This is a genomic window from Mesorhizobium sp. M0678 (genome assembly GCF_040320505.1).
GTDB lineage: Bacteria > Pseudomonadota > Alphaproteobacteria > Rhizobiales > Rhizobiaceae > Mesorhizobium.
This window is the reverse complement of sequence record NZ_JAMYPT010000001.1, coordinates 240,368-263,783: the sequence shown is the minus strand read 5'-3', so window position 1 is coordinate 263,783 and position 23,416 is coordinate 240,368. Positions and strand designations below refer to the sequence as shown.

The 23,416-nt window shown below is 63.2% G+C and carries 21 protein-coding genes and 1 riboswitch; of the genes, 12 read left to right on the top strand and 9 right to left on the bottom strand.

The window, feature by feature from the left end; all coding sequences use genetic code 11:
* Positions 1–61: 61 nt before the first annotated feature.
* On the top strand, positions 62–889 hold the full coding sequence (locus NKI29_RS01230; RefSeq protein ID WP_352795397.1) for a transporter substrate-binding domain-containing protein: 828 nt from the start codon (positions 62–64) through the stop codon (positions 887–889).
* A 12-nt stretch (positions 890–901) separates the two neighbouring features.
* Here the strand turns inward: NKI29_RS01230 and NKI29_RS01225 are convergent, their stop codons facing one another.
* The gene (locus NKI29_RS01225) at positions 902–1,900 is read right to left on the bottom strand and encodes a hypothetical protein (RefSeq protein WP_352568820.1); all 999 of its coding nucleotides are present in this window, start codon (positions 1,898–1,900) and stop codon (positions 902–904) included.
* A gap of 204 nt (positions 1,901–2,104) precedes the next feature.
* Positions 2,105–2,191: riboswitch (glycine riboswitch) on the top strand.
* Between the two features lie 148 nt (positions 2,192–2,339).
* Between NKI29_RS01225 and gcvT the strand changes: the two genes are divergently transcribed.
* From gcvT to gcvP, 3 genes are read left to right on the top strand one after another with little or no spacing between them, the layout of a single operon-like run.
* Positions 2,340–3,458, top strand: coding sequence for a glycine cleavage system aminomethyltransferase GcvT (gene gcvT / locus NKI29_RS01220; protein ID WP_352568821.1), 1,119 nt, complete (start codon positions 2,340–2,342; stop codon positions 3,456–3,458).
* 5 nt (positions 3,459–3,463) lie between these two features.
* On the top strand, positions 3,464–3,832 hold the full coding sequence (gene gcvH / locus NKI29_RS01215; protein ID WP_352568822.1) for a glycine cleavage system protein GcvH: 369 nt from the start codon (positions 3,464–3,466) through the stop codon (positions 3,830–3,832).
* Positions 3,833–3,848: 16 nt separating this feature from the next.
* Positions 3,849–6,659: an aminomethyl-transferring glycine dehydrogenase gene (gene gcvP, locus NKI29_RS01210; protein ID WP_352568823.1), complete on the top strand. Its 2,811-nt coding sequence runs from the start codon at positions 3,849–3,851 to the stop codon at positions 6,657–6,659.
* A gap of 72 nt (positions 6,660–6,731) precedes the next feature.
* Here gcvP and NKI29_RS01205 read toward each other — a convergent pair whose 3' ends face one another.
* Positions 6,732–7,901 (bottom strand): GGDEF domain-containing protein, encoded by a 1,170-nt coding sequence (locus NKI29_RS01205; RefSeq protein ID WP_352568824.1) that lies wholly within the window; start codon positions 7,899–7,901, stop codon positions 6,732–6,734.
* A 273-nt stretch (positions 7,902–8,174) separates the two neighbouring features.
* Between NKI29_RS01205 and parE the strand changes: the two genes are divergently transcribed.
* The gene (gene parE / locus NKI29_RS01200; RefSeq protein ID WP_352795394.1) at positions 8,175–10,226 is read left to right on the top strand and encodes a DNA topoisomerase IV subunit B; all 2,052 of its coding nucleotides are present in this window, start codon (positions 8,175–8,177) and stop codon (positions 10,224–10,226) included.
* 42 nt (positions 10,227–10,268) lie between these two features.
* Positions 10,269–12,335 carry an FUSC family protein gene (locus tag NKI29_RS01195; RefSeq protein ID WP_352795392.1) on the top strand — a complete coding sequence of 689 codons (2,067 nt, stop codon included), beginning with the start codon at positions 10,269–10,271 and terminating at the stop codon, positions 12,333–12,335.
* Here NKI29_RS01195 and NKI29_RS01190 read toward each other — a convergent pair.
* Positions 12,332–13,453: a DUF2336 domain-containing protein gene (locus NKI29_RS01190; RefSeq protein ID WP_352795390.1), complete on the bottom strand. Its 1,122-nt coding sequence runs from the start codon at positions 13,451–13,453 to the stop codon at positions 12,332–12,334. The genes NKI29_RS01195 and NKI29_RS01190 overlap by 4 nt on opposite strands.
* 110 nt (positions 13,454–13,563) lie before the next feature.
* On the opposite strand from NKI29_RS01190, the gene NKI29_RS01185 reads away from it, so the two are divergent.
* Together NKI29_RS01185 and NKI29_RS01180 are read left to right on the top strand one after the other, a co-directional pair.
* Positions 13,564–14,055 carry a MaoC family dehydratase gene (locus NKI29_RS01185; protein ID WP_502894602.1) on the top strand — a complete coding sequence of 164 codons (492 nt, stop codon included), beginning with the start codon at positions 13,564–13,566 and terminating at the stop codon, positions 14,053–14,055.
* Positions 14,056–14,058: 3 nt separating this feature from the next.
* Positions 14,059–14,940 carry an HpcH/HpaI aldolase/citrate lyase family protein gene (locus NKI29_RS01180; protein ID WP_352587953.1) on the top strand — a complete coding sequence of 294 codons (882 nt, stop codon included), beginning with the start codon at positions 14,059–14,061 and terminating at the stop codon, positions 14,938–14,940.
* Positions 14,941–14,959: 19 nt separating this feature from the next.
* Here NKI29_RS01180 and NKI29_RS01175 read toward each other — a convergent pair whose 3' ends face one another.
* A complete protein-coding gene (locus tag NKI29_RS01175) occupies positions 14,960–15,544 on the bottom strand; it encodes a nitroreductase family protein (protein ID WP_352568828.1) in 585 nt (194 codons plus the stop codon).
* Between the two features lie 156 nt (positions 15,545–15,700).
* Here NKI29_RS01175 and NKI29_RS01170 point away from each other — a divergent pair, with 156 nt between their 5' ends.
* The gene (locus tag NKI29_RS01170) at positions 15,701–16,666 is read left to right on the top strand and encodes an RgsD C-terminal domain-containing protein (protein WP_023678874.1); all 966 of its coding nucleotides are present in this window, start codon (positions 15,701–15,703) and stop codon (positions 16,664–16,666) included.
* A 151-nt stretch (positions 16,667–16,817) separates the two neighbouring features.
* Here the strand turns inward: NKI29_RS01170 and thrS are convergent, their stop codons facing one another.
* From thrS to NKI29_RS01150, 4 genes are all read right to left on the bottom strand, one after another.
* Positions 16,818–18,791 (bottom strand): threonine--tRNA ligase, encoded by a 1,974-nt coding sequence (gene thrS / locus NKI29_RS01165; protein ID WP_352795388.1) that lies wholly within the window; start codon positions 18,789–18,791, stop codon positions 16,818–16,820.
* Positions 18,792–18,958: 167 nt separating this feature from the next.
* Positions 18,959–19,774 (bottom strand): class D beta-lactamase, encoded by an 816-nt coding sequence (gene blaOXA, locus NKI29_RS01160; RefSeq protein WP_352795386.1) that lies wholly within the window; start codon positions 19,772–19,774, stop codon positions 18,959–18,961.
* Between the two features lie 146 nt (positions 19,775–19,920).
* Entirely contained in the window at positions 19,921–20,295 is a 375-nt protein-coding gene (gene yidD / locus NKI29_RS01155) for a membrane protein insertion efficiency factor YidD (protein WP_352454656.1), read from the bottom strand.
* 79 nt (positions 20,296–20,374) lie between these two features.
* On the bottom strand, positions 20,375–20,542 hold the full coding sequence (locus tag NKI29_RS01150; protein WP_352568832.1) for a hypothetical protein: 168 nt from the start codon (positions 20,540–20,542) through the stop codon (positions 20,375–20,377).
* A gap of 91 nt (positions 20,543–20,633) precedes the next feature.
* On the opposite strand from NKI29_RS01150, the gene NKI29_RS01145 reads away from it, so the two are divergent.
* On the top strand, positions 20,634–21,548 hold the full coding sequence (locus NKI29_RS01145; RefSeq protein WP_352568833.1) for a LysR substrate-binding domain-containing protein: 915 nt from the start codon (positions 20,634–20,636) through the stop codon (positions 21,546–21,548).
* Here the strand turns inward: NKI29_RS01145 and NKI29_RS01140 are convergent.
* Positions 21,545–21,991 (bottom strand): iron-sulfur cluster assembly scaffold protein, encoded by a 447-nt coding sequence (locus NKI29_RS01140; RefSeq protein ID WP_023678879.1) that lies wholly within the window; start codon positions 21,989–21,991, stop codon positions 21,545–21,547. The genes NKI29_RS01145 and NKI29_RS01140 overlap by 4 nt on opposite strands.
* Before the next feature lie 240 nt (positions 21,992–22,231).
* Here NKI29_RS01140 and folE point away from each other — a divergent pair, with 240 nt between their 5' ends.
* On the top strand, positions 22,232–22,894 hold the full coding sequence (gene folE, locus NKI29_RS01135) for a GTP cyclohydrolase I FolE (RefSeq protein WP_023678880.1): 663 nt from the start codon (positions 22,232–22,234) through the stop codon (positions 22,892–22,894).
* Between the two features lie 10 nt (positions 22,895–22,904).
* Positions 22,905–23,375, top strand: coding sequence for a phosphoribosyl-AMP cyclohydrolase (hisI, locus tag NKI29_RS01130; RefSeq protein WP_352568834.1), 471 nt, complete (start codon positions 22,905–22,907; stop codon positions 23,373–23,375).
* Positions 23,376–23,416: the final 41 nt, after the last annotated feature.

The window sequence follows — 23,416 nt, the reverse complement described above, 5'->3', positions numbered from 1 at the left end:
TCGACAGAATGGCACCTCTGTGTAAATCTGACAACCGGACGGGCTCAGCGAGGTTATATTAATGCGCGCTAAGATGATCGCCACAACTATACTTGCCCTTTCTGCCTGGTTGGCTTTGTCGCTGCTGCCAGCCCGGGCGGACGACAGCCTCAAGCGCATCATCGACCAGAAGACACTGACGATCGGCGTGGCGCTCAACCCGCCATGGATCCTCAAGAAGGCCGACGGGAAGTTCGCCGGCTATGATGTCGACCTGACCAGTGCGCTGGCGTCTGATCTCGGCGTCGACCTGAAGCTGGTCGAGGTGCCCTGGAACGACCTCAAGACAAGACTGCTCAAGGGTGATTTCGACATGATCGCGGCGGGCTACGCCAGCACGCCGGAACGCGCACGCGAGGTGGTGTTCTCCAACCAGACCGGTACCGCCGATATCCGTATGGTTGCGACGATCGCCAGCCTTGGGAAAAGGCCGGGAAAGGCAGTGGCGGCGCCGGGATACAAGATCGCCGTGCTGTCCAATTCCACCGATGAAGCCGCCGCGAAGGAAGCTTTTCCCAAGGCGACCATCCTGTCTTTCGACAATACCTCAGATGTTTTCGCCGCGATCATCGGCGGCGACGCACAGGCAATGGTCGCGACATCGCCGACGCCGCAGATGGCCGCCAGGCTCTATGACGCGAAGTTGACGATGGTGGGCGGCCCGCTGTTGCGGACGCCGGAAGCGTTTGCGATGCGCCCGGACGATGTCCGCCTCATCCAATACGTCAACAACTGGATCGGCGCGCGCACCGCCGACGGCACCATAGGCGGCGTGCGCCGCTACTGGTTCGGCAGCTTCAAATGGATGTTGCGCTTCGAGACAGCTAAGTCCGAGCCCGCCAAGCAATAGGGTCGCGACCTGTTATGCAACCTTGTCGATCAGCGGCTTCAGCGCCGGGTGGATTTCCGGCGAGGCGTGCTTGATCAGCGTCAGCAGCGCGCGCTCGTTCTCCTGCAGCGGCCGGTCGCCTATGTGTTCAGCGAGCCATTTGGCCTCGCCGGCATCGACCGTCTCGGCGCGGCGGGCCAGTGCCTCGGCTGCCTTGTTCCTCGATTCCCATTCGGCCTCGACGTCGCCCGGTGAGAGATAGGCCTCCATAATGCCGGACAGGCCACCCGACACCATGCGGCTGAAGAACCCGCCGATCTCCGGATCGGCCTGTTCGAAAAAAGCATCCCGGCGCAGCGCCACGTCGCGCACCGGCGGTTCGTAGCCGGCCGAACACATGACGAAATTGGCGATCGCCTTGACGAACAGATCGTTCCAGGACGGATCGTTGTCGCCCGCCGCTGTCCGCTCGTTGATCTCGAACAGCACCTCGGCCTCGGCGCGGCTGATGGCGATGTTGCCATCGCCGCCGTAGGCGTAAAGGATGCGGCGCAACAGCTCGACCTCAGCCTTGGCAATCGACCCAGGGATAAGCCTGCCGCCGGTCATCAGCGGCCCCTTGCCGTCCACAACCGCATGAGCGACCTGCTCCAGCGCATAGCTGGAAAGCTTGCTCGGCGATGATTTGGCAACTTCCAGCACATGCACCAGCAGCTCGAGTTCGGTCTGGCTGTCGACCATGCCGTCGCGCGAAATCGTCCGGATCAGCCAGTCGGCATTGTCCTGCGAAACATAGCCCGCCGGCTTTTCCTGGTGGACGATGAAATCGGTGACGGCCTCGACGAAAAACTCGAGCCATTCCGCGCATTTGTCCCTCGCCGTCGCGTCGAGCGCAAACAGCGCCTCGGCCTCGCCGCGCGTTACTACGCCGTCGCCGAACACTTCGCCGCGCAGCATGACCACGTCTTCCGCCGTGATCCGATTTTTCGAGGTCAGCCCGGCCACCGGCGCGCTCATGATCAATTCGCCCATTGTCTTCCCCGCCCGCTGCCGGTAATTGCCGGCCCTTATGCGGTATATCGACAAGGTCTTGAGAAACCGGCAAGCGGCGTGGTTAGCGAAGGCTTGCCTGTAAAGAAGGCCCGCGGAAGACTTGCCAGTAAAAATGTCGCCGGCAGGTGACAAGGTGTCGTCCACGGGCTATGGATGACGAGTCGAGGGCTCTTGACCGAGTCCTACCTGTTTGCGGGAGAGAGCAGCGAGAGCTGCCGCCGAAGGGGAAATCGCCCGAAATCTCTCAGGCAAAAGAACCGTAGACGGGAAAGACACTCTGGAAAGTCGGGGCTTGCCCCCGCGCCGAAGGTGTAAGCGCTGCCGACAGAGTTACGGGGCGCGAGTCTCTCAGGCTTCAGACAGAGGGGCACGGACTGGTCGCCATTCGCGGCCGCTTGCGTGCGACTCTGGAGATGACATGACGGGCGACGACACCAAACACCTTCCCCTCGAAGATCTGCACATGGCAGCCGGTGCGCGTTTCGGCGCCTTCGCCGGCTGGTCGATGCCGCTGACCTATCCGGCCGGCGTGATGAAGGAGCACCTGCACAGCCGCGAGCATGCCGGCCTGTTCGACATCTCGCACATGAAGCTGTTCGAAATCAGCGGCCTGGGCGCAGCACCGCTTCTGAACCGCGCCTGCCCGTTCGATGCCGGCGCGCTTGAGATTTCCCAGTCCAAATACACGTTCTTCCTCAATGAGGCGGCCGGCATTCTGGACGATCTGATCGTAACCAGGCTCGGCGCCGAGCGCTTCATGATGGTCGCCAATGCCGGCAACGCCGCCGCCGACGAAAAGCATCTGCGCGCACTGGCCAAAAATTTCGGTGCAGAGGGCGATTTCGATGTAAAAGTGGATGCGCTCGACCGCGTCTTCTTGGCCATACAGGGCCCCGAGGCGTGGGCTGCCCTTTCCCGCGCCGGCATCGAGACCGGTTCGCTGGTGTTCATGCACGGCATCGAACCGCGCGAAAAATGGTTCATGAGCCGGTCCGGCTATACCGGCGAAGACGGCTTCGAGATCGGCCTGCCGGAAGCGGATGCAAGAAACCTCGTCGCCAGGCTGCTCGAGGACGAGCGGGTGATGTGGGTCGGCCTTGCCGCCCGCGACAGCCTGCGGCTCGAAGCCGGACTGTGCCTGCACGGGCTGGACATCACGCCGGAGATCGATCCGGCCAGCGCCGGGCTGATGTGGGCCATCCCCAAGGAGGTTCGCGCCTCTGGCGCCTTCATCGGCGCCGATGCGCTGCGCGCCATCCTGGAGCGCGGTCCGGCGCAAAAACGTGTCGGCCTGAAGCCGGAAGGCCGCCAGCCGGTGCGCGCCGGTGCTGCCCTTTTCGATGCTGACGGCAACCCTGCCGGCCATGTCACCTCAGGCGGCTTCGGCCCCTCGGCCGGTCATCCGGTCGCCATGGGCTACGTCCAGACGCCGCTTGCCAAATCCGGCGCAAAACTGTTCGCCGATGTCCGCGGGACGAAAATCCCGGTCGACATCCACCTCTTGCCCTTCACGCCCCATCGCTATCGCAAAGGATGATTTCAATGGCAAAGACCTATTTCACCGAAGATCACGAATGGCTGCGCGTCGAGGGCGGCATCGCCACGGTCGGCATCACCGATTACGCGCAGCAGCAGCTCGGCGATCTCGTCTTCGTCGAACTGCCGGAGCCGGGGAGGAAGCTGGCCAAGGGCGACACCGCCGTGGTGGTCGAATCGGTCAAGGCCGCATCGGATGTCTACGCGCCCGTCGACGGCGAGATCACCGAGGCCAACACCTCGCTGTCATCGGATCCTTCACTCGTCAATTCGGCAGCAACCAGCGACGGGTGGTTGTGGAAGATGAAGCTGGCCAATGAAAGCCAGCTCGACGGACTCCTCGATGAAGCCGCTTACAAAGCCCATATTGGTTGATAGCAGGACCAGGAAGATGACCGCAGCACCCTACCCCTTCTCGGCTCGCCATATCGGCCCGGGCCTCCATGACGTCAGAGCCATGCTGGCGACGATCGGCGTTCCTTCGGTCGAGACCCTGATCAGTCAGGCAGTGCCGAAGTCGATCCGGCTCGACCGGCCGCTGGCCCTGCCCGCCCCCGCAAGCGAAGCGGAAGCGCTGACCGAGCTCGCGGCGACGATGGCAAAGAACACGGTGCTGAAGAGCTTCATCGGTGCCGGGTATCATGGCGTCCACGTGCCGCCGGTGATCCAGCGCAACCTGTTCGAGAACCCGGCCTGGTATACGGCTTACACGCCTTACCAAGCCGAGATCAGCCAGGGCCGGCTGGAAATGCTGTTCAACTTCCAGACGCTGGTGACAGAACTGACCGGCCTGCCGGTGGCGTCGGCCTCGCTGCTCGACGAGGCGACGGCGGTGGCCGAAGCTGTCGGCATTGCGCTGCGCCATCATCGCGACAAGCGCACCAAGGTGGCACTGGCCGGCACGCCGCACCCACAGACGCTGGACGTCGTGCGCACCCGCGCCGAGCCGCTCGGCATCGAGGTCGACGGCGAGGTGATCGACGACAACACCGCCGCCCTGCTGGTCTCCTGGCCCGATACATTCGGCGTCTACGGCGACCACAAGGTAGCGATCGACAGGGCCCGTGCTGCCGGCGCGCTGGTCGTCTTCATCGCCGACCCGCTTGGCCTGACGCTGACCGATGCGCCGGCCAGGCTTGGCGCCGACATCGCCGTCGGCCCGATGCAGCGTTTTGGCGTGCCGATGGGCTTTGGCGGGCCGCACGCCGCCTATTGCGCCGTCTCCGACAGGCTGACGCGGCTGATGCCCGGCCGGCTCGTTGGCCAGTCGACGGATAGCAAGGGCCGTCCCGGTTATCGCCTCGCTTTGCAGACACGCGAGCAGCATATCCGCCGCGACAAGGCGACGTCCAACATCTGCACCGCACAGGCGCTGCTCGCCAATATGGCGACGGCCTACGCGATCTGGCATGGCCCTGCCGGGCTGCAGGCGATTGCCGGCCGCGTCCACACGCTGGCCAACCGCCTGGCTGCCGGCCTCAAGGCAGCGGGCGTTTCGGTGCTCGGCGACAGCCGCTTCGACACTGTGACCGTGGAAGTGAAGGGCAGAGCCGGCGCGATTGCCGCCGCCGCAGAAAAGACCAGCCGACTGCTGCGCGTCATCGACGCCGACCATGTCGGCATCAGCTTCGACGAGACCTCCACCGAAGCCGATCTGGAGGCGATCGCAGCACTTTTCGGCGCCAAGGCCGGCGTTGCCGCCAGCAGTTCCATGCCAGGAAAACCGCGCGGCAACGAGTTTCTCACCCAGCCCGTCTTCCGCGAAAACCACTCGGAAACCGACATGATGCGCTTCCTGCGCCGGCTGTCCGACAAGGACCTGGCGCTTGACCGCGCCATGATCCCGCTCGGTTCCTGCACCATGAAGCTCAACGCCGCCGCCGAAATGATGCCGGTGAGCTGGCCTGATGTCGCCAACCTGCATCCCTTCGCCCCGGCTGACCATTCGACAGGCTATCGCGCCATGATCGACGAGCTGGAAGGCTGGCTGGCGGAGATCACCGGCTTCGACGCGGTGACCCTGCAGCCCAACGCCGGCAGCCAGGGCGAATATGCCGGCCTGCTCGCCATTCGCGGCTACCACCGCTCACGCGGCGAAGGCCATCGCACCGTCTGCCTGATTCCGTCCTCGGCGCATGGCACCAATCCGGCAAGCGCGGCCATGGCCGGCATGAGCGTTGTCGTCGTGCGCTGCACCGAGGACGGCAATATCGACATGGAAGACCTGCAGGCCAAGGCGGCCGAGCATGCGCACAATCTCGCGGCGCTGATGTTCACCTACCCTTCGACGCATGGCGTCTTCGAGGAAGGCGCGCGCGATCTCTGTGCGCTGGTCCACAGCCATGGCGGCCAGGTCTATTTCGACGGCGCCAACCTCAACGCGCTGGTCGGCCTCGCCCGTCCCGGCGATATCGGCGCCGATGTCTGCCACATGAACCTGCACAAGACCTTCTGCATCCCGCATGGCGGCGGCGGCCCCGGTGTCGGCCCGATCGGCGTCAAGGCGCACCTGAAGCCATATCTGCCCGGCCACATCACCGAAGGCTCGGCCCATGCCGTGGCGGCGGCACCGTTCGGCAGTGCCTCCATCCTGCCGATCACCTGGATGTATATCCGCATGATGGGCGCTTCCGGCCTGAAGCAGGCGACCGAGACGGCGATCATCTCCGCCAACTATGTGGCGACGCGGCTCGGCGAGCATTTCCCCCTGCTTTACAAAGGGCGCAACGGACGCGTTGCGCATGAATGCATCCTCGACACCCGCGTGCTCAAAGACAGCGCCGGCATCAGCGTCGACGATATCGCCAAGCGGCTGATCGACTATGGTTTCCATGCACCGACCATGTCGTTCCCGGTGGCCGGCACACTGATGGTGGAGCCGACCGAGTCCGAGCCCAAGCGCGAGCTGGATCGCTTCTGCGAGGCGATGATCGCCATAGCCGGCGAGGCAGCCAAGGTGGCGAAGGGCGAATGGCCGTTGGGCGACAATCCTCTAGTCAATGCGCCGCACACCGCCGCCGAGGCGTTGGCCGGCCAGTGGACCCATCCCTATTCGCGCCTGGAGGCGGCCTACCCCGCCGGCGATGCCGACACGGCGGCAAAATACTGGCCGCCGGTGTCACGCATCGACAATGTCGCCGGCGACCGCAACCTTGTCTGCTCCTGCCCGCCGCTGTCGGAATATCTGGGTGCGGCGGAATAGATCATGATCCCGAAAAGTGGAATCCGGTTTTCGGACAAGATCATGGGTCTAACAAGAAGATAGAAACCTCAATCAGGCAGAACGCAAGGCCGGCCCGTCGGCCTTGCTCGCCCGGTCCCGGACGACGACGCGATTTCGCCCGGCGCGCTTTGCCGCATAGAGTGCTGCGTCGGCTTCGGCCAGCACATCGTCGAGACCGGTGCCGTTTGTTCCGCCAAAGCCGATGCCGCCGCTGACTGTGCTTCGCAACGGACCGAGTTGGGTGGCCACGACTTCCGTGCCGAAGGCGACGCTGATCTTGCTCGCAATGTCATAGGCCTTCTCTTCCGTCATCCGCGACATGACGAGCACGAATTCCTCGCCGCCCAACCGGAAGGCGTCGACGCCGGTCCGGGCGTATTTCCTGATGACGGCGGCAAAGCGGCACAGAACCTGGTCGCCGACCGGGTGACCAAATACGTCGTTCGTCCTCTTGAAATGGTCAAGGTCGAACATGGCAACGGACATGAACGGACCGAAGACCCGCTCGCCGTAGAGTGCCGTCAACGCCCGCCGATTCATCAGCCCGGTCAATGGATCGGTCATCGTCTCGGCCTTCAATTCGATCTGCGCCTGCAAATGGTGCAGGGAGAGCGTCAATGCGCCGAGCCCGGTCATGCAGGCGACGGCCACGACGGAATTCACCCGCTCGGCCCAATTGTCGGGCGCAACACCCAGCACCCATTGGCCCGTGACCAGCAGGACCGCGCCGCAAAGTCCGAACGACAGCGCACAGACGCCGCTCAGGAACGAGACGACCAGCAATATCCGGCGATCGTGACCACCCTCAATCCAGAACATCGCTCCGATGAGCGAGAGCAGCGCCGTTACCGTTGCGTAGGTGACAATAAAGCCGACACCATCAAATCCGAGATACGTCGCGCCTGTGCAAACAGCCATCGCAACCAAGGTCGGCAAGATGGCGCGCCTGTAGTCGCCTATGCCGAGATATTGCATGGCCGACAGGCAGATAATCAGGAAACCGAGGCTGAGAAGCGCAAGCACGATCTGGCAAAGCCAGGGGCTTGGATCTCTTGCGTAATGCCAAAACAACACGACATGTGCGACGAGCACGAGAATGCCGCAGGCCACCGTCAGCACAAAGCGTGCCTGTGGCGCGCTGAACCAGATCGCAAACATGGTGATGCTAAGGCACGTGCCCGACAGCGCCGCCGCGAGCAGAAGCGAACTGTAATCCAACATGCTTAAGCGACAGCCTCTTGAGGGTTCCACTGCATTCTAGGTCAGCGACAGTTCGCGGATATCGTTTTTCAGCCAACCTTGCGGCGTAACCTTCGGACAAGGTTTACAAAGCGTCGATGCCCCAAGCTTCGACCCCATTTCCGCCGCTTGGCTGTCGAATGGTTTTGCAGTAAGAGGCTCTATCCTCGAACGTAACAGGAACCTCCGTCGCCTGCCCGCGAAAAGCGTGGCAGTATCGGGTGGTGATTCGCAGCATCGGAATCCAGGATCGGCATGGACGACAATAACGATCTTTTCGCCAAATTGGACAAGCAGCCGCAGCCGGCTCGCGCCGCCGCGCGACCGGCCGATCCGCTTGTGCAGGCGGCGAAGCGGCCGGCGCCCCGCGACGCCAGCGAGAGCTACAGTGCCGCCGATATCGAAGTGCTGGAGGGGCTGGAGCCGGTGCGCCGCCGCCCGGGCATGTACATTGGCGGCACCGACGACAAGGCGATGCACCATCTGTTTGCCGAGGTCATCGACAATTCGATGGACGAGGCGGTCGCCGGCCATGCGACCTTCATCGATGTCGAGCTTTCCGCAGACGGATACCTGTCCGTAACCGACAACGGCCGCGGCATTCCGGTCGATCCGCACCCGAAATTCAAGAAGCCGGCGCTTGAACTCATCATGACGACGCTGCATTCAGGCGGCAAGTTCGACAGCAAGGTTTACGAGACGTCCGGCGGCCTGCACGGTGTAGGCGTTTCCGTGGTCAACGCGCTGTCCGACCATCTCGAGGTCGAGGTCGCGATTGGGCGCAAGCTGTATCGCCAGCGCTTCTCGCGAGGCGTTCCGGTGACCGGCCTGGAGCAGCTCGGCGAGGTGCACAACCGCCGCGGCACGAAGATCCGCTTCCATCCAGACGAGCAGATTTTCGGCAAGGGTGCTGCTTTCGAGCCGGCGCGGCTCTACCGCATGGCGCGGTCAAAGGCCTATCTGTTCGGCGGTGTCGAAATCCGCTGGACCTGCGATCCGTCGCTGATCAAGGAAAAGGACACGACGCCGGCCAAGGCAGAATTCCATTTTCCGGGCGGCCTCAAGGATTATCTGAAAGCCTCGCTCGGCGACGAATTCCAGGTGACCCGTGAAATGTTTGCCGGCAAGAGCGAGAAGCAGGGCGGCCACGGTTCGCTCGAATGGGCGGTGACCTGGTTCGGCGGCGACGGTTTTATCAATTCCTATTGCAATACCATCCCGACCGCGGAGGGCGGCACGCATGAGGCCGGGTTCCGCAACGTGCTGACGCGCGGCTTGCGCGCCTACGCCGACCTGGTCGGCAACAAGCGCGCCTCGATCGTCACTTCCGAGGATGTGATGATCTCGGCGGCGGGCATGCTGTCGGTGTTCATCCGCGAACCGGAATTCGTCGGCCAGACCAAGGACAGGCTGGCGACGATCGAGGCGATCCGCATCGTCGAAAGCGCCATCCGCGACCCGTTCGACCACTGGCTGGCCGACAATCCGCAGGAAGCTTCGAAACTGCTCGAATGGGTGATCGCGCGCGCCGACGAGCGGGTGCGCCGCCGCCAGGAAAAGGAAGTGTCGCGCAAGAGCGCGGTGCGCAAGCTGCGCCTGCCCGGCAAGCTCGCCGACTGCACGCAGAATGCCGCCGCCGGTGCCGAGCTGTTCATCGTCGAGGGCGATTCGGCCGGCGGTTCGGCAAAGCAGGCGCGCGACCGCGCCAGCCAGGCGGTGCTGCCCCTGCGCGGCAAGATCCTCAACGTCGCCAGCGCCGGCAGCGACAAGCTTGCCGCCAACCAGCAGATATCCGACCTCATCCAGGCGCTTGGCTGCGGCACGCGCTCGAGATATCGCGACGAGGACCTGCGTTACGACCGGGTCATCATCATGACCGATGCCGACGTCGACGGCGCCCATATCGCCTCGCTGCTGATCACCTTTTTCTACCAGGAGATGCCAAGCCTGGTCCGCGGCGGCCATCTCTATCTGGCGGTGCCGCCGCTTTATTCGATTCGGCAAGGCGGCAAGGTCGCCTATGCCCGCAACGACGCGCACAAGGACGAACTCCTGCGCACCGAATTCACCGGGCGCGGCAAGGTCGAAATCGGCCGCTTCAAGGGGCTGGGCGAAATGATGGCCGCCCAGCTCAAGGAAACCACCATGGACCCGAAAAAGCGCACGCTGCTCAGGGTCGACGTTATCGATGCCGAGGCGGCGACCAAGGATGCGGTCGACGCATTGATGGGGACCAAGCCCGAGGCCCGTTTCCGGTTCATCCAGGAACGCGCGGAATTCGCCGAGACGGAAGTGCTGGATATCTGAGCTCCCGCCGCTAGCTTGGCCTTCTGAGCTGGAGACGAGCACTTGACCTGGGCGCGGCTGAAGGACGATATCGGCACGCGGATCGCTGGCCTGACGCGGCCGACGCGCTCGGACTGGATCTTTGCCCTGCGCACCGTTTCGGCCGGCCTCATCGCGATTTTGGCCGCCTATGCGCTGAAGCTCGACCACCCGCAATGGGCGATGATGACGGTGTTCATCGTCGCACAGCCGGTCGCCGGCATGGTGCTGGCGAAGGGGTTTTATCGTCTCCTCGGCACGCTTGCCGGCGCGCTGGCGGCGATCGGCATTACCACTGTTTTCGATGCCAACCCGTGGTTGCTGGTTGCAGTTCTTGCCGTCTGGATCGGCATCTGCTCGCTGGTCTCGTCGCTGCTACGCAATCCGGAAGCCTATGGCGCGGCGCTTGCCGGCTACACCGCGATGATCATCGGCCTGCCGGCTTTCGGCCAGCCGCACCTCGTCATCGATCTCGCCGTGGCGCGCTGCGCGGAAATCGTGCTTGGTATCGTCTGCGCTGCGCTGACCAGCCGGCTGATCCTGCCGAAACTGGCCGCCGACGCCATCATCTCAAGACTGAAACGCAGCATTCTCGACCTGGCGGCCTATGCGGACGGCGCTTTTTCCGGCGGCGATGCGGAAAAGCTTGCCGGGCTGCACCGCAAGCTGATCGGCGACGTCCAAACGCTCGGCGAGATGCGCACCTACGCAAGGCTGGAGGGGCCGAGCCTCGCCACCCGCGCCTATCCGGTCCGGCGTACCATCGGCCAGCTTCTGTCGGCCCTGTCAGCGGCGCGTGCGCTGCATGCCCACGCCGCGCCGAAGAATGCAGCCCTCATCCCCGTTCGCGCCGAGTTGCAGGCTGTTGTCGGCGAACTGGTAGCCAAGCCGGGCGCGCTGGACGATATGGCGCCCTGGGTGGTGCGGCTCGACGCAATCGCCGGCAAGGCGCGACAGATGCCTGACATCGCGGCCGGGCAAGACATTGACTGGGCTGGCACTGTCACCCGCCTAACCATTGCCGCCGACTTCGCCGAGGCAATGCAGCAAGTGCTGCGCGGCCTGGATGCACTCCGCTCTCCCCCGTCTCGTGCCAGTCGCGAACGGCGGCAGCCGGCGCTGGTGGTGCACCGCGATTACCGTGCGGCATCGCGCAATGCCGTGCGCGCAGCTATCGCCACGCTCCTGGTCGCCGGCTTCTGGCTGGCGACGAAATGGTCGGACGCGACGGGCACGGTCATTCTGGTCGCCGTTGTCTCCAGCCTGTTCGCCGCGCGCGCCGATCCGATCCGGTCGGCATGGAACTTCTTCGAGGGCACGTTGCTCGCCCTGCCGTTCGCGTTTGTGGTCGGGCAGATAGCACTTCCAGCGCTGCCGGGCTTTGGCTGGTTCGCGGTTTTCGTCGTCCCGATCCTGGTGCCAGCGGCACTGGGCATGGCCAATCCGCGCTATGTCGGCGTGGCAACGGCCTTTGCGATCAATTTCCTCGCCTTCCTCAGCCCACATCAGGTCATGACCTACGATCCGGAGCCGTTCCTCGCCAATTCGGCAGCGGTCCTTGTCGGCATTCTTCTGGCGATCGGCGTCTTCGCCGTCGTGCTGCCCGCCGACCCCTGGGTTACAGTCAACCGCATCCTGCAAACAATGCGCGAAGATCTTGCACGCCTTTGCCTGCACGACCGCCTGCCGCGGCGATCGGCCTTCGAAAGCCTTGCCTACGACCGGATCAACCAGTTGATGCCACTGCTGCAGAACGCCGGCAAGAAAGGCGACGCGGTTCTCGGCGACGGCATAGCTGCGGTTACCGTCGGCCTCGAAATCCTGCGGCTGCGCAACGCGCAGCAAAGTTCCGCGATCCCGCCTGAAACAGCACTTTCCATCACCAATTTCCTGCGCGGGCTGGCACGCGAACTGCTGTTCAGGCGGCCCGGCGAGCCGCAGACGGCGACCGTCGCGGTCGCCAGGCAGTATGCAGCTGGCATCGCGGAGCGCAGCGTCGCAGCCGAAATGCTGCAGACCGCCGCCTCGCTGCGCATCATCGCCGCCGCGATTGAGGATTTTCCGGACTTTTTCGCGAAAGACCGGGTTTAGGCAGCAGCGATCGCCAGCGCGTGCCCGCGTGCGTTCTCGCGCAGCGCGTCGAGATGGATCGATTTGACCAGCCCGGCGAGATCGCCTTCCGCGGACTGTCCGCCCAATTCCTTCAGCATCAGCCAACTGACTTCCTGGACGCCGGCGAGGCGTTTGCCATTGGCGACCTCGCGCCAGACCTTCAGCGCGCGCAGGATGATGGCGTGGGTGGCGGCGGCAAGCCCGGCGCTGCGGAACAGTGCCTGCAACGCTATGTCATGCCCGCCGGCCAGCAGTGCTCTCACCCGTTGTTCGGACTGTTGGCTGAGCGCGACCAGCGCCGAACCAAAGAAGTCGACCTTGCCGTGCGCAATGGTGCGGACGACGAAGCTTGCGGTCAGGTCGCCGCGCAGGCGCAGATGTTCGACAAGTGCGGTATGTTCCTCTGTCCGCGTGCCTTCGATCAGCGTCAGCGAAGCCTTGATGCAAGCATCGCGCGTGACGCGCTCGGCCCTGGCGGCGCCCATCAGCGCCAGCACCAGCGGCGACCCCTTGAGCATCTCCCCGAGCTTGACCAGCAGCATATGCCGGCAGTCGGCGGGCAGCCGGGTGTCGGCGATCAGCGCCTCGCGCACCAGAGGCAGATGGCCGTGCCGCTCGGCCATGCGGCGAAAGCTGACGGATGCGATGTCGGCGCCGCTGTTGGCGAGCAGCGTGGTGCAAGCCTCCGGCTCACCGATCTCGGCGATCGCCGCCGCAACCGACATCGAGACACGCGGCCGGTCGGCGATCACCTTCTGCGTCGCTTTCTGGCCGCCGGCAACCCGATCGATCAGGTCGGCATCGGTGAGCAGCGGCGAGCGCGCCAGCACCAAGGCTGCGACTTCCGGCTGGTCCGAGGCCAGCGCGCTGACGATCTGCGGCGGCGCATGATGGCTCATGGAAAGCGCGTCGGCGATCGCCAGCCGCACCTTCGACGATACGTCATCGAGCAGCAACGTCAGCGCCGCCTCGGCAGCGCAGCGGTCCTCGAAAGGCAGCTCCGAGTCGACATAGGCGCGAGCCAGCGCGCTTGCCGCCGCAGCACGCTCCGACACCTTCGCCGTATGGATCCATTTCAGGAAATGCGAAACGACCATGTCGCCTGCTTACGCCCCTTGCCAGAACGCTTCTGACCCTGGTGGAGACCGTAGGCACAAATGGTTTACGAACGGTTCACCATGTTCGTTAACTGGCTTGCGAGCCCGGTATGCAACGCCTATCAACCCTTAAGCAGCGGAGGAGATCGACAATGGCCGGACTTTACCTTGAGGAGTTCGTTGTCGGCCATGTGTTCAAGCACACGCTGCGCAAGACCGTGACCGAAAGCGACAACATGCTGTTTTCGGTGATGACGCTGAACCCGCAACCGCTGCACATCGATTTCGACTTCGCGGCGAAGAGCGAATGGGGCAAACCGCTGGTCAATTCGCTGTTCACGCTGGGCCTGATGATCGGCATCTCGGTCAATGACATCACCGTCGGCACCACCATCGCCAATCTCGGCATGAAGGAGACAGTGTTTCCGCACCCCGTCTTCCATGGCGACACCATTCGCGTCGAGACCACGGTGGTTTCGGTGCGCGATTCCAGGTCGAAACCGGACCGCGGTATCGTCGAGTTCGAGCACCGCGCCTATAACCAGAACGATGTGCTGGTTGCCAAATGCACGAGGCAAGCCATGATGATGAAAAAGGCATAGCCGATGCGTTCTCTGCTCTTCGTTCCCGGCGATTCGGAAAAGAAGCTGGAGAAGGGCTTTGGCGTAGGCGCCGACGTGGTCATCATCGACCTCGAGGATTCGATTGCCGCGCAGAACAAAGGTCTGGCGCGCGACACAGCGGCGCGTTTTATCGCCGCGCACAGGCACCGGACCAGCTCCGCGATCTATGTTCGCGTCAACGATCTTTCGACCGGACTGACCGACGACGATCTGGCGGCGCTCGTGCCGGTGAAACCAGACGGCATCATGCTGCCTAAGTCGAACAGCGGACTGGATGTCCAGCATCTCTCGGCCAAGCTCAGGGTGCACGAAGCCGAAGGCGGCCTGCCGGATGGCGCGATAAGGATCCTGCCGATCATCACCGAAACCGCAGCCGGCGTAATGGCCGCTGCAACCTACGCCAAGGCAAGCGCGCGGCTTGCCGGCCTCACTTGGGGCGCGGAAGATCTGTCGGCGGCAATCGGCGCACGCGCGACGCGCGACGGGAACGGCCGCTACACGGATGTGTTCCGCTTCGCCCGCACCATGACCATGCTTGCCGCAAGTGCCGCGGAAGTCGCGGCGATCGACACCGTCTTTCCGGACTTTCGCGACATGGCCGGCTTCGAGGCCGAATGCACTGAGGCCGAGCGCGACGGCTTCACCGGCAAGATGGCGATCCATCCGGCGCAGGTGCCGGTCATCAACGCCGCCTTCACACCTTCGGCGCAAGCGGTGAAAAGCGCCCTGGCGATCGTCGAGGCGTTCGAGGCGGCAGGAAATCCCGGCGTCGTCGGCATCGACGGCAAGATGTACGATCGGCCGCATCTCAAGCTCGCCGAACGGCTCCTGGCGCGAGCCAAGGCAGCGGGGCTTGACGCTTAGGGTCTGTTCCGCGCGAAAATTATCCCACCCACGGCCCCGAATAGTCGGCATAGAGCTTTGCCGGATCGGGCCGCGGTCGTTCCGGCGCTGGCCCCTGGTAGGAGCCGATATGGACGAAGCCGACGACCCGCTCATGCGGCGCCAGGCCGAGGATCGCCCTGCCCTCGGGCACGTCGGAATACCAGTTGCTGATCATGTTGGTGCCGTAGCCCAGCGCATTGGCGGCAAGCATCAGGTTCATCGCCGCCATGCCGCCGGACAGGAACATCTCCCATTGCGGGATCTTTGGATTTTCCCTGGGGATAGAAATCACGCCGATGACCAGCGGCGCCCGCGAAAAGCGCGCCAATTCCTGGTTGCGCCGGCCTTCCGGCAGCGGCCCTTCGCGCTGTTCGGCAAGTTCTGCCAGCTTCTTGCCGATCTCGATGCGGGCCTCGCCGCGATAAAGGATGAAACGCCAAGGCTCCAGCCGGCCATGGTCCGGCACCCGCGAGGCGGCGGCGATCATCGTCGCGATCTCCGCATCGCCCGGTGCCGGTTCCTTCAAATCCGGGATCGGCGCGGAATTTCGGGTCAGCAGAAGATCGATGATCGGCGACGCCATGGGCGCAAGTCTCCTGGAATTTGAGCTGAAGCGCACCATCGGGACATCGGGCGGCTTGGGCATTGGCGCGGCGCGCCGGACAAAGAGCCCTGTAGCAGAAGCCGACCGGACTCTTAAGCCTTGAAATTGCCACCGCCTTGGGCTTCAACGCAAGGCATGTTTGAGGGGACATTGCGTCTTTTCCTGATATGGCTCGCTGCCGCACTGTTGATGGTGCCGGTTTCGCTTGCCGTCGCCCAGGATGTGGACGGCCTCGGCGAGCTGAAGCTTCCCGGAATTTCGGGCTATGCGCCTCCGAAAAGCGAGACATCGCTGGCATTGGGCAGCAGCGGGGCGATCACGCTGTCGGCGCAATTGACCGACAAGGGCGCCGACATCACGCGCGGCATAGTCTGGCGCGTCTTCAAGCCCGAATCGGCCAGCGACGGCAAGCTGCCGATGGTCGCCTCCGCTCATGGCGGCACCGCCATATTCCAGCTCGAGCCGGGTTCGTATCTGGTCCACGCCTCCTACGGGCGGGCCGGCGCCACCAAGCGCATCACCGTCGGCAAGGAAGCCAAGCGCGAGAGCCTCGTGCTCGATGCCGGTGGCCTCAAGCTCGATGCCGTGCTGTCCGGCGGGGTACGCATACCGCCGAAGAAGCTGCGCTTCTCGATCTATGAGAGCCACGCCGCGGCCGATGGCGATCGCGCCCTGATCATACCCGATGTCGAGCCGAACAGCGTCGTGCGGCTCAATGCCGGCACCTACCACGTCGTGTCGACCTATGGCGCGGTGAACGCGGTCATCCGCTCCGACATCCGCGTCGAGGCCGGCAAGCTGACCGAAGCGACCGTCGAGCACCGTGCCGCCGAGATGACCATGAAGCTGGTGCGCGAACCAGGCGGCGAGGCGATCGCCGACACCTCCTGGTCCCTGCTCAACGAATCCGGCGATCCGATCAAGGAAACCGTCGGCGCCTTTGCCTCGATGGTGCTGGCCGAGGGCGACTACACCATCATCGCCAAGAACCGCGACCGCATCTACCAGAAGGATTTTACGGTGGTGGCTGGGCACAACCAGGACATCGAGGTTCTGGCCACCGAGGCTTCGGCCATCGATTCCGAGGAAGGCGCCGACTGAGGCGCGCCCCTCTAGGCTGCTTTGCGCATGCGTCGCGCCAGCACATCGCCGACGCGCACGTCGATCGATTTGCCAGATAGGCGCGCGGCGTGACAGGCATATGAAAATGGCGGTGGATCGCTCCACCGCCATTCGTTGCTGGTCGGCTGGTTCAGGCCGCGCGGCGCTTGCGGTCGGGTGTCACCGCCTCATCGGCAAGCAGCTTCACGGCGGCTGCGAGGCCGAGTGATTCCTGGTCGCGCGACCCGAGACGACGGATATTGACCGTTTCTTCCTCGGCCTCGCGCTTGCCGCAGACGAGGATGACCGGGACCTTGGCCAGCGAATGCTCGCGGACCTTGTAGTTGATCTTCTCGTTGCGCAGATCGGCTTCGGCGATCAGCCCCGCCGCCTTCAGCTGCGCAACGACCTTTTGGGCGTAATCGTCGGCATCGGAAGTGATCGTCGCCACCACCACCTGCAGCGGCGCGAACCAGAGCGGGAAATGGCCGGAATAATTCTCGATCAGGATGCCGAGAAAACGCTCCATCGAGCCGCAGATGGCGCGATGCACCATCACCGGCTGCTTCTTTTCCGAATCCGAGCCGATGTAGAAGGCGCCGAACCGTTCCGGCAGGTTGAAATCAACCTGCGTGGTGCCGCATTGCCAGTCGCGGCCGATGGCGTCCTTCAGCACATATTCGAACTTCGGCCCGTAGAACGTGCCCTCACCCGGATTGACGCCCGTCTTGATCCGGTTGCCCGACCGCGCGGCGATCTTGTCGAGCACGTCCTGCAGCACGCCCTCGGCATGATCCCACATCGCGTCGGTGCCGACCCGTTTTTCGGGGCGGGTCGCCAGCTTGACGGTGATTTCGTCGAAGCCGAAATCGGCATAGGTCGAGAGGATCAGATCGTTGATCTTGATGCACTCGTCGGCGAGCTGTTCCTCGGTGCAGAAGATGTGCGCATCGTCCTGGGTAAAGCCGCGCACGCGCATCAGCCCGTGCAGCGCGCCGGACGGCTCATAGCGATGCACATTGCCGAATTCCGCAAGTTTTACCGGCAGATCGCGGTAGGATTTCAGCCCGTGCTTGAAGATTTGGACGTGACCGGGGCAGTTCATCGGCTTCAGCGCAAACACCCGGTCGTCGTCGGTGTCGTCGCCAGCAACCGTCACCTTGAACATGTTGTCCCGGTACCAGCCCCAGTGGCCTGACGTCTCCCACAGGCTCTTGTCGAGCACTTGCGGCGCGTTGACTTCCTGGTAGCCCTGCTCGTCGAGGCGGCGGCGCATGTAGTTGACCAGGTTCTGGAACATCCTCCAGCCCTTGGCGTGCCAGAAGACGACGCCAGGGCCCTCCTCCTGGAAGTGGAACAGGTCCATCTCGCGGCCGAGCTTCCTGTGATCGCGCTTCTCGGCTTCCTCGAGCATCGTCTGATAGGCATCGAGCTGGGCCTGGTCGGCCCAGGCCGTGCCGTAGATGCGGGTCAGCATCGGGTTGTTGCTGTCGCCGCGCCAATAGGCGCCGGCGACCTTCATCAGCTTGAAGGCGTTGCCGATCTGGCCAGTCGAGGCCATATGCGGGCCGCGGCAAAGATCGAACCAGTCGCCCTGTGCATAGATCTTGAGGTCCTGATCCTCGGGGATGGCGTCGATCAACTCGAGCTTGTAGCGCTCGCCCTTGTCGGCAAAGATCCTTTTCGCCTTTTCGCGCGACCAGACCTCTTTGGTGAACGGCTTGTTGCGCGCAATGATCTCGCGCATCTTCTTCTCGATCACCGGGAAATCGTCGGGCGTGAACGGCTCGTTGCGGGCAAAATCGTAGTAGAACCCGTTTTCGATCACCGGCCCGATGGTCACCTGCGTTCCCGGCCAAAGTTCCTGCACGGCTTCGGCCAGCACATGGGCTGCATCGTGGCGGATGAGCTCCAGCGCACGCGGGTCCTCGCGGGTGATGATCTCGACCTTGCCGGACTTGCCGATCGGGTCGGAAAGATCGCGCAGCGTGCCGTCGATCGAATAGGCAACGGCCTTCTTGGCCAGCGACTTCGAGATCGATTCCGCCAGGCCGGCGCCGGTCATCGCCGCGTCGTAATCGCGAACGGAACCATCGGGAAATGTCAGGGAAACGGAATTCAACATAAGATTCTCCTATCCAGTCCCGCAAACGAGCGCGGGTGGTGAAATGCATGTCGCCCAAGACTGCTTAGCGGTTTTGGGGCTACGACATGCATCAGTAAGAGCCGGATGCGTCCGGCGGCGAGCGGTCTTTTATGGGCAGTTTTCGGTGCCGTAAAGCCGGATGTAGGTCACCTGAGGAGATTCGGCAGATCTTTCAGGAACATCGCCCGCGTCTTGAGCCCCTTTGGCGTGTCGGAACGTTTCGTATCGACTACCAGGCGGGCAAAGACGATCTTGCGAGCATCGGTCTGCGCACAGCCGACAAACCAGCCAAGCGAGCGCTTGTCGGCGCTGTCGCCGAGCCTGGTCGTTCCGGTCTTACCCTGCACCGTCCAGCCGCCTGCCCGGAAGGTCGGGACAATCGCGCTGGTCATCGCATGGGCCTTGTCCGAGACCGGCAGTTTCCGCGCCAGCAGCTTGCGCAGGAAATCGACCTGCTCGACCGGCGATATCTTGAGCGAAGAATTCACCCAGGAATGGGCGGGGCCGTCATTCTTGCCGGCAGTGCCGGAGACTTCGGTGTTACCATAGTCCAATCTGGACACATAGCCGGCAAACTGTTTGCTGCCGAGCCGGCGCGTAATCTCGCGTGAGAACCAAAGGACCGAATCCCTTTCCCAGATCGTCGGGTCGACGGTCTTGCGGTCCCGTTTCGGGGCATTGAACTCTGCCTTGTACTCCCAGCTTGGCGTATGCTCGTCGCTCAGGATTCCAGCATCATAGCCGATCAGCGCCAGCGGAACCTTGAATGTCGAGGCGGGGCTGAAGCGCTGATCGCAGGTCCCTTGGCGATACAGCGTCTCGCCGCTTGCGGCGTCGACGATCAGCGTGCATTCGACGTCCCCGAGCGGCGCCGATTGCGCACGGATCGGAAAACCCATCAGCCACGCCAGGACATAGAGAACCACGGCGAAAACGAAGGGAAGACGATCTATCCGGCGCATTTGGTAATCTCTCCTGAAGGGTGTCAGGAGCGGCTTAGCGAGGTGTCTTGTCTCGATTTTGTCTCAAATGCGCTATGTCAGCGCAAGCTGCGGTTAACCCTAACAGATCGTAAAAAGCGATCCCTTTGTGCACCGCACAGCTGCGGTCAACTGTCCAGGTCGCCACGTTTTTTCCCGATCCGCCAGTACCGCCATGGCGTGAACCAGAGGTAGCGATCAGCCAGTGCCTCAGGCACCCGGTCGATGCCGTGCGTGCCGAACGGTCCGCAGCGCAGCACCCGGAAAAACCCCATCCAGCCGCCGGCCCACAGCCCGTGGCGGGCGATCGCTTCGTGCGCGTATTCGGAACAGGTCGGCAGATGCCGGCAGGAATTGCCGACGAAGCCGGACAGCGTCAGCTGGTAGAGTCGGACAAGCGACGTGCCGAAGACGCGGCCCGGCGTCTTGCGCCACGGGCCGGGCCAATTGCGTCCTTGTCGAATCGGTCTGGCGCCGTGCGCTTGCCGATGTTGGCCGACCACCGCAGTCTCCACATCGCGTTTCCCTACGCGATAGATGTGCGCATCGGGCCAGGAACGCAATGCCGTTCCGGCAATCCGGTCATGGCCTGGTACGGCGAACCGGGTAGTGGTCGGGCGTCGGCCTTCGACATACGGCGACGCTGGTCGGCGGCCTCTCCTCGCACCAATCCCTATGCGGTTTCTCGTCGTACCACTGAAACGTCGCGATCCGCACGACATCGCCTAGAATGTTGAGAAACTGGATCATGGCGGCACTCCTTGAGCACCGATTAGAGCGCCGCTGGCCTTGCTCTTCAAACGAGTATAACGTCCACGTCAGATAACTCTGAGTTATGCGAATGAAGCGCGGACACCTCCCCCTGACGGCCCTCAGAAGCTTCGAAGCAGCCGGTCGTCACCTGAGCTTCAGCCGTGCGGCCGAGGAGCTTTATGTTTCGCAGGCGGCGATCAGCCGACAGATCCGCGAGCTCGAAACCTTCCTGCGCCAACCTTTGTTCTTCCGCCATCATCGCCGCGTCGAGTTGACCGACACCGGCCGGCGGCTGCTCGATCAGTTGGTCAGAAGTTTCGAGGGCATCGACAGGCTGCTTTCGGAATTGACGGCAGCCCCGACGCAGTCCGTGGTACGTGTCAGCGTCGAGCCATCGCTTGCATCCGTATGGCTGGTGCCGCGGCTCAACCGGTTTCGCGAGTTGCGACCCGACATCGACGTTTCCCTTGAGGTCGACCCGAGGTTGATAGAGTTTCGCAGCGATCAGCCCGAACTTGCCCTACGTTTCAGTGCGCACGCCAACTCATGGCCACGCAGCGAAGCCGAACAGCTTGCCGCGGTCGTCGATTCCCCAGTTCTGTCGCCGGCACTTCTTGCATCCGGCCCAGCTCTGGAAAAGCCGATCGACCTTGGTCGCTATACATTGCTGCACGAAGAAAACCGTCAGGCTTGGGCGCGCTGGTTCGAAGCGGCGGGCGTGACGGCTGATGCCGTGCCTGCGCGCGGCCCGATGCTGGCCGATGCTTCGCTTTCGAAGCAGGCAGCCTTGCTTGGACATGGTGTCGCGCTGGGCGATCTTTTGCAGATCGGCGAAGAACTTGCGTCCGGCGCGCTGATCAAGCCTTTCGACATCGACGTCGCGTCGGGCGCCTATTGGCTAGTGGCCAGAAGGCTGAATGACCTTTCCGAGCCAGCCAGGGCTTTTGCCGAGTGGGTCCGGGCGGAATTCGCCGAAAGCCGGCGTTTTCTCGCCAAGGTTTAAGCCGCCTCTTCCGCCCGCTTCTTCTCGATCTGGCCGATGGCATCGACCACTGCGTCGAAGGTCAGCATGGTCGAGGCGTGGCGCGCCTTATAGTCGCGCACCGGCTCCAGGTATTTCAGGTCGGCGAAGCGGCCTTCGGGCGGCGGGCCATTTTCCTTCAGCATCTTCAGCATCGTCTCGCGCACGCTGCGCAATTCTTCTGCACTGGCGCCGACGACATGCTGCGCCATGATCGAAGACGACGCCTGGCCAAGCGCACAGGCTTTCACGTCATGCGCGAAATCGCTGACGACGCCGTCATCCATCTTCAGATCGACGGTCACTGTCGAGCCACACAGTTTGGAATGTGCTCGTGCGGTTGCGTCGGGCCGGTCGAGCCGGCCGATCCGTGCGATATTTCCGGCAAAACCCAGAATTTTCGCATTGTAGACATCGTCGATCATATTTTTCCAATCCGTCGCCGCCCAGCGAACAGCGATTGCCGCTCTGGCGTCTTCCTTTCGCTCGGCACGAACATATATAATGGCGGTAGTCGGGTATCGACAAGGCGACCACAAACCTCGTCATGCCCAAATCTGTTCACGCCACTTACGGGCTGGAAACCGGGCGAGTTTCTAACACCCGAAAGGTCGTGGTCCGTTCAACTCGTTCCTCCTGAGAGAGGAACTACGGGAGACGCCTTTATGGACGCCGTTATCAAGAAACTCATGCCGCAGTCGGCCTATATGGAAAAGCCGGTCACCGACCGGCCAAGCGAGGCCGAAGTCGAAGCCGCGGTGCGCACCTTGCTGCGCTGGACCGGCGACAACCCTGACCGCGAGGGTCTGATCGACACGCCGAAGCGCGTCACTAAGGCGTTCCGCGAAATGTTCAACGGCTACGACATGTGTCCGGCCGAGGAACTCGGCCGCACCTTCGAGGAAGTCGCCGGCTACGATGACCTCGTGATCGTCAAGGACATCACGTTCCACTCGCATTGCGAGCACCACATGGTGCCGATCATCGGCAAGGCGCATGTCGGCTATCTGCCGGACGGCAAGGTCGTCGGCCTGTCCAAGATCGCCCGCGTCGTCGACATCTTCGCCCATCGTCTGCAGACCCAGGAAGCGATGACGGCGCAGATTGCCGGGGTCATCCAGGACGTGCTCAATCCGCGTGGCGTCGCCGTCATGCTCGAGGCCGAGCATATGTGCATGGCCATGCGCGGTATCCGCAAACAGGGCTCCACCACACTGACCTCGACCTTCACCGGCGTCTTCAAGGATACACCCGAAGAGCAGGTCCGCTTCGTCACCATGGTGCGCGGCGGCGGAACTGATCAGACCCGCCCCACCTTAGTTAAATAAGGACCGGCGAATGTCGGCATTGGAGTTCCCGAAAGCTCCCTCAGACAAGAAGGCGCTTGAGGAAGGCACGGTCCTTTCGCCGCGCTTCGATGCCGGCGGCCTCGTCACCGCCGTCGTCACCGATGCCGAAGACGGCATGCTGCTGATGGTCGCGCACATGAATGCCGAGGCGCTGGCGCTGACGCTCGAGACCGGCATCGCGCACTACTGGTCGCGTTCGCGCAACGCGCTGTGGAAGAAGGGCGAAACCTCGGGCAATGTCCAGGAGGTTGTCGAGATGCTCACGGATTGTGACCAGGACGCGATATGGTTGCGCGTCAAAGTGCTGGGTCACCAAGCAACTTGTCACACCGGCCGACGTTCATGCTTTTATCGGACGGTGGGGCTGAGCGATGGCAAAGGGACACTTGCCAGCGACGGCAGCAAGCCGCTGTTCGATGCGGAAAAAACGTATCGAAAGCGCAATACACCATCAATATGAACCATTCGCAGCACTTCAGCCACGTATATTCATGATTTCGA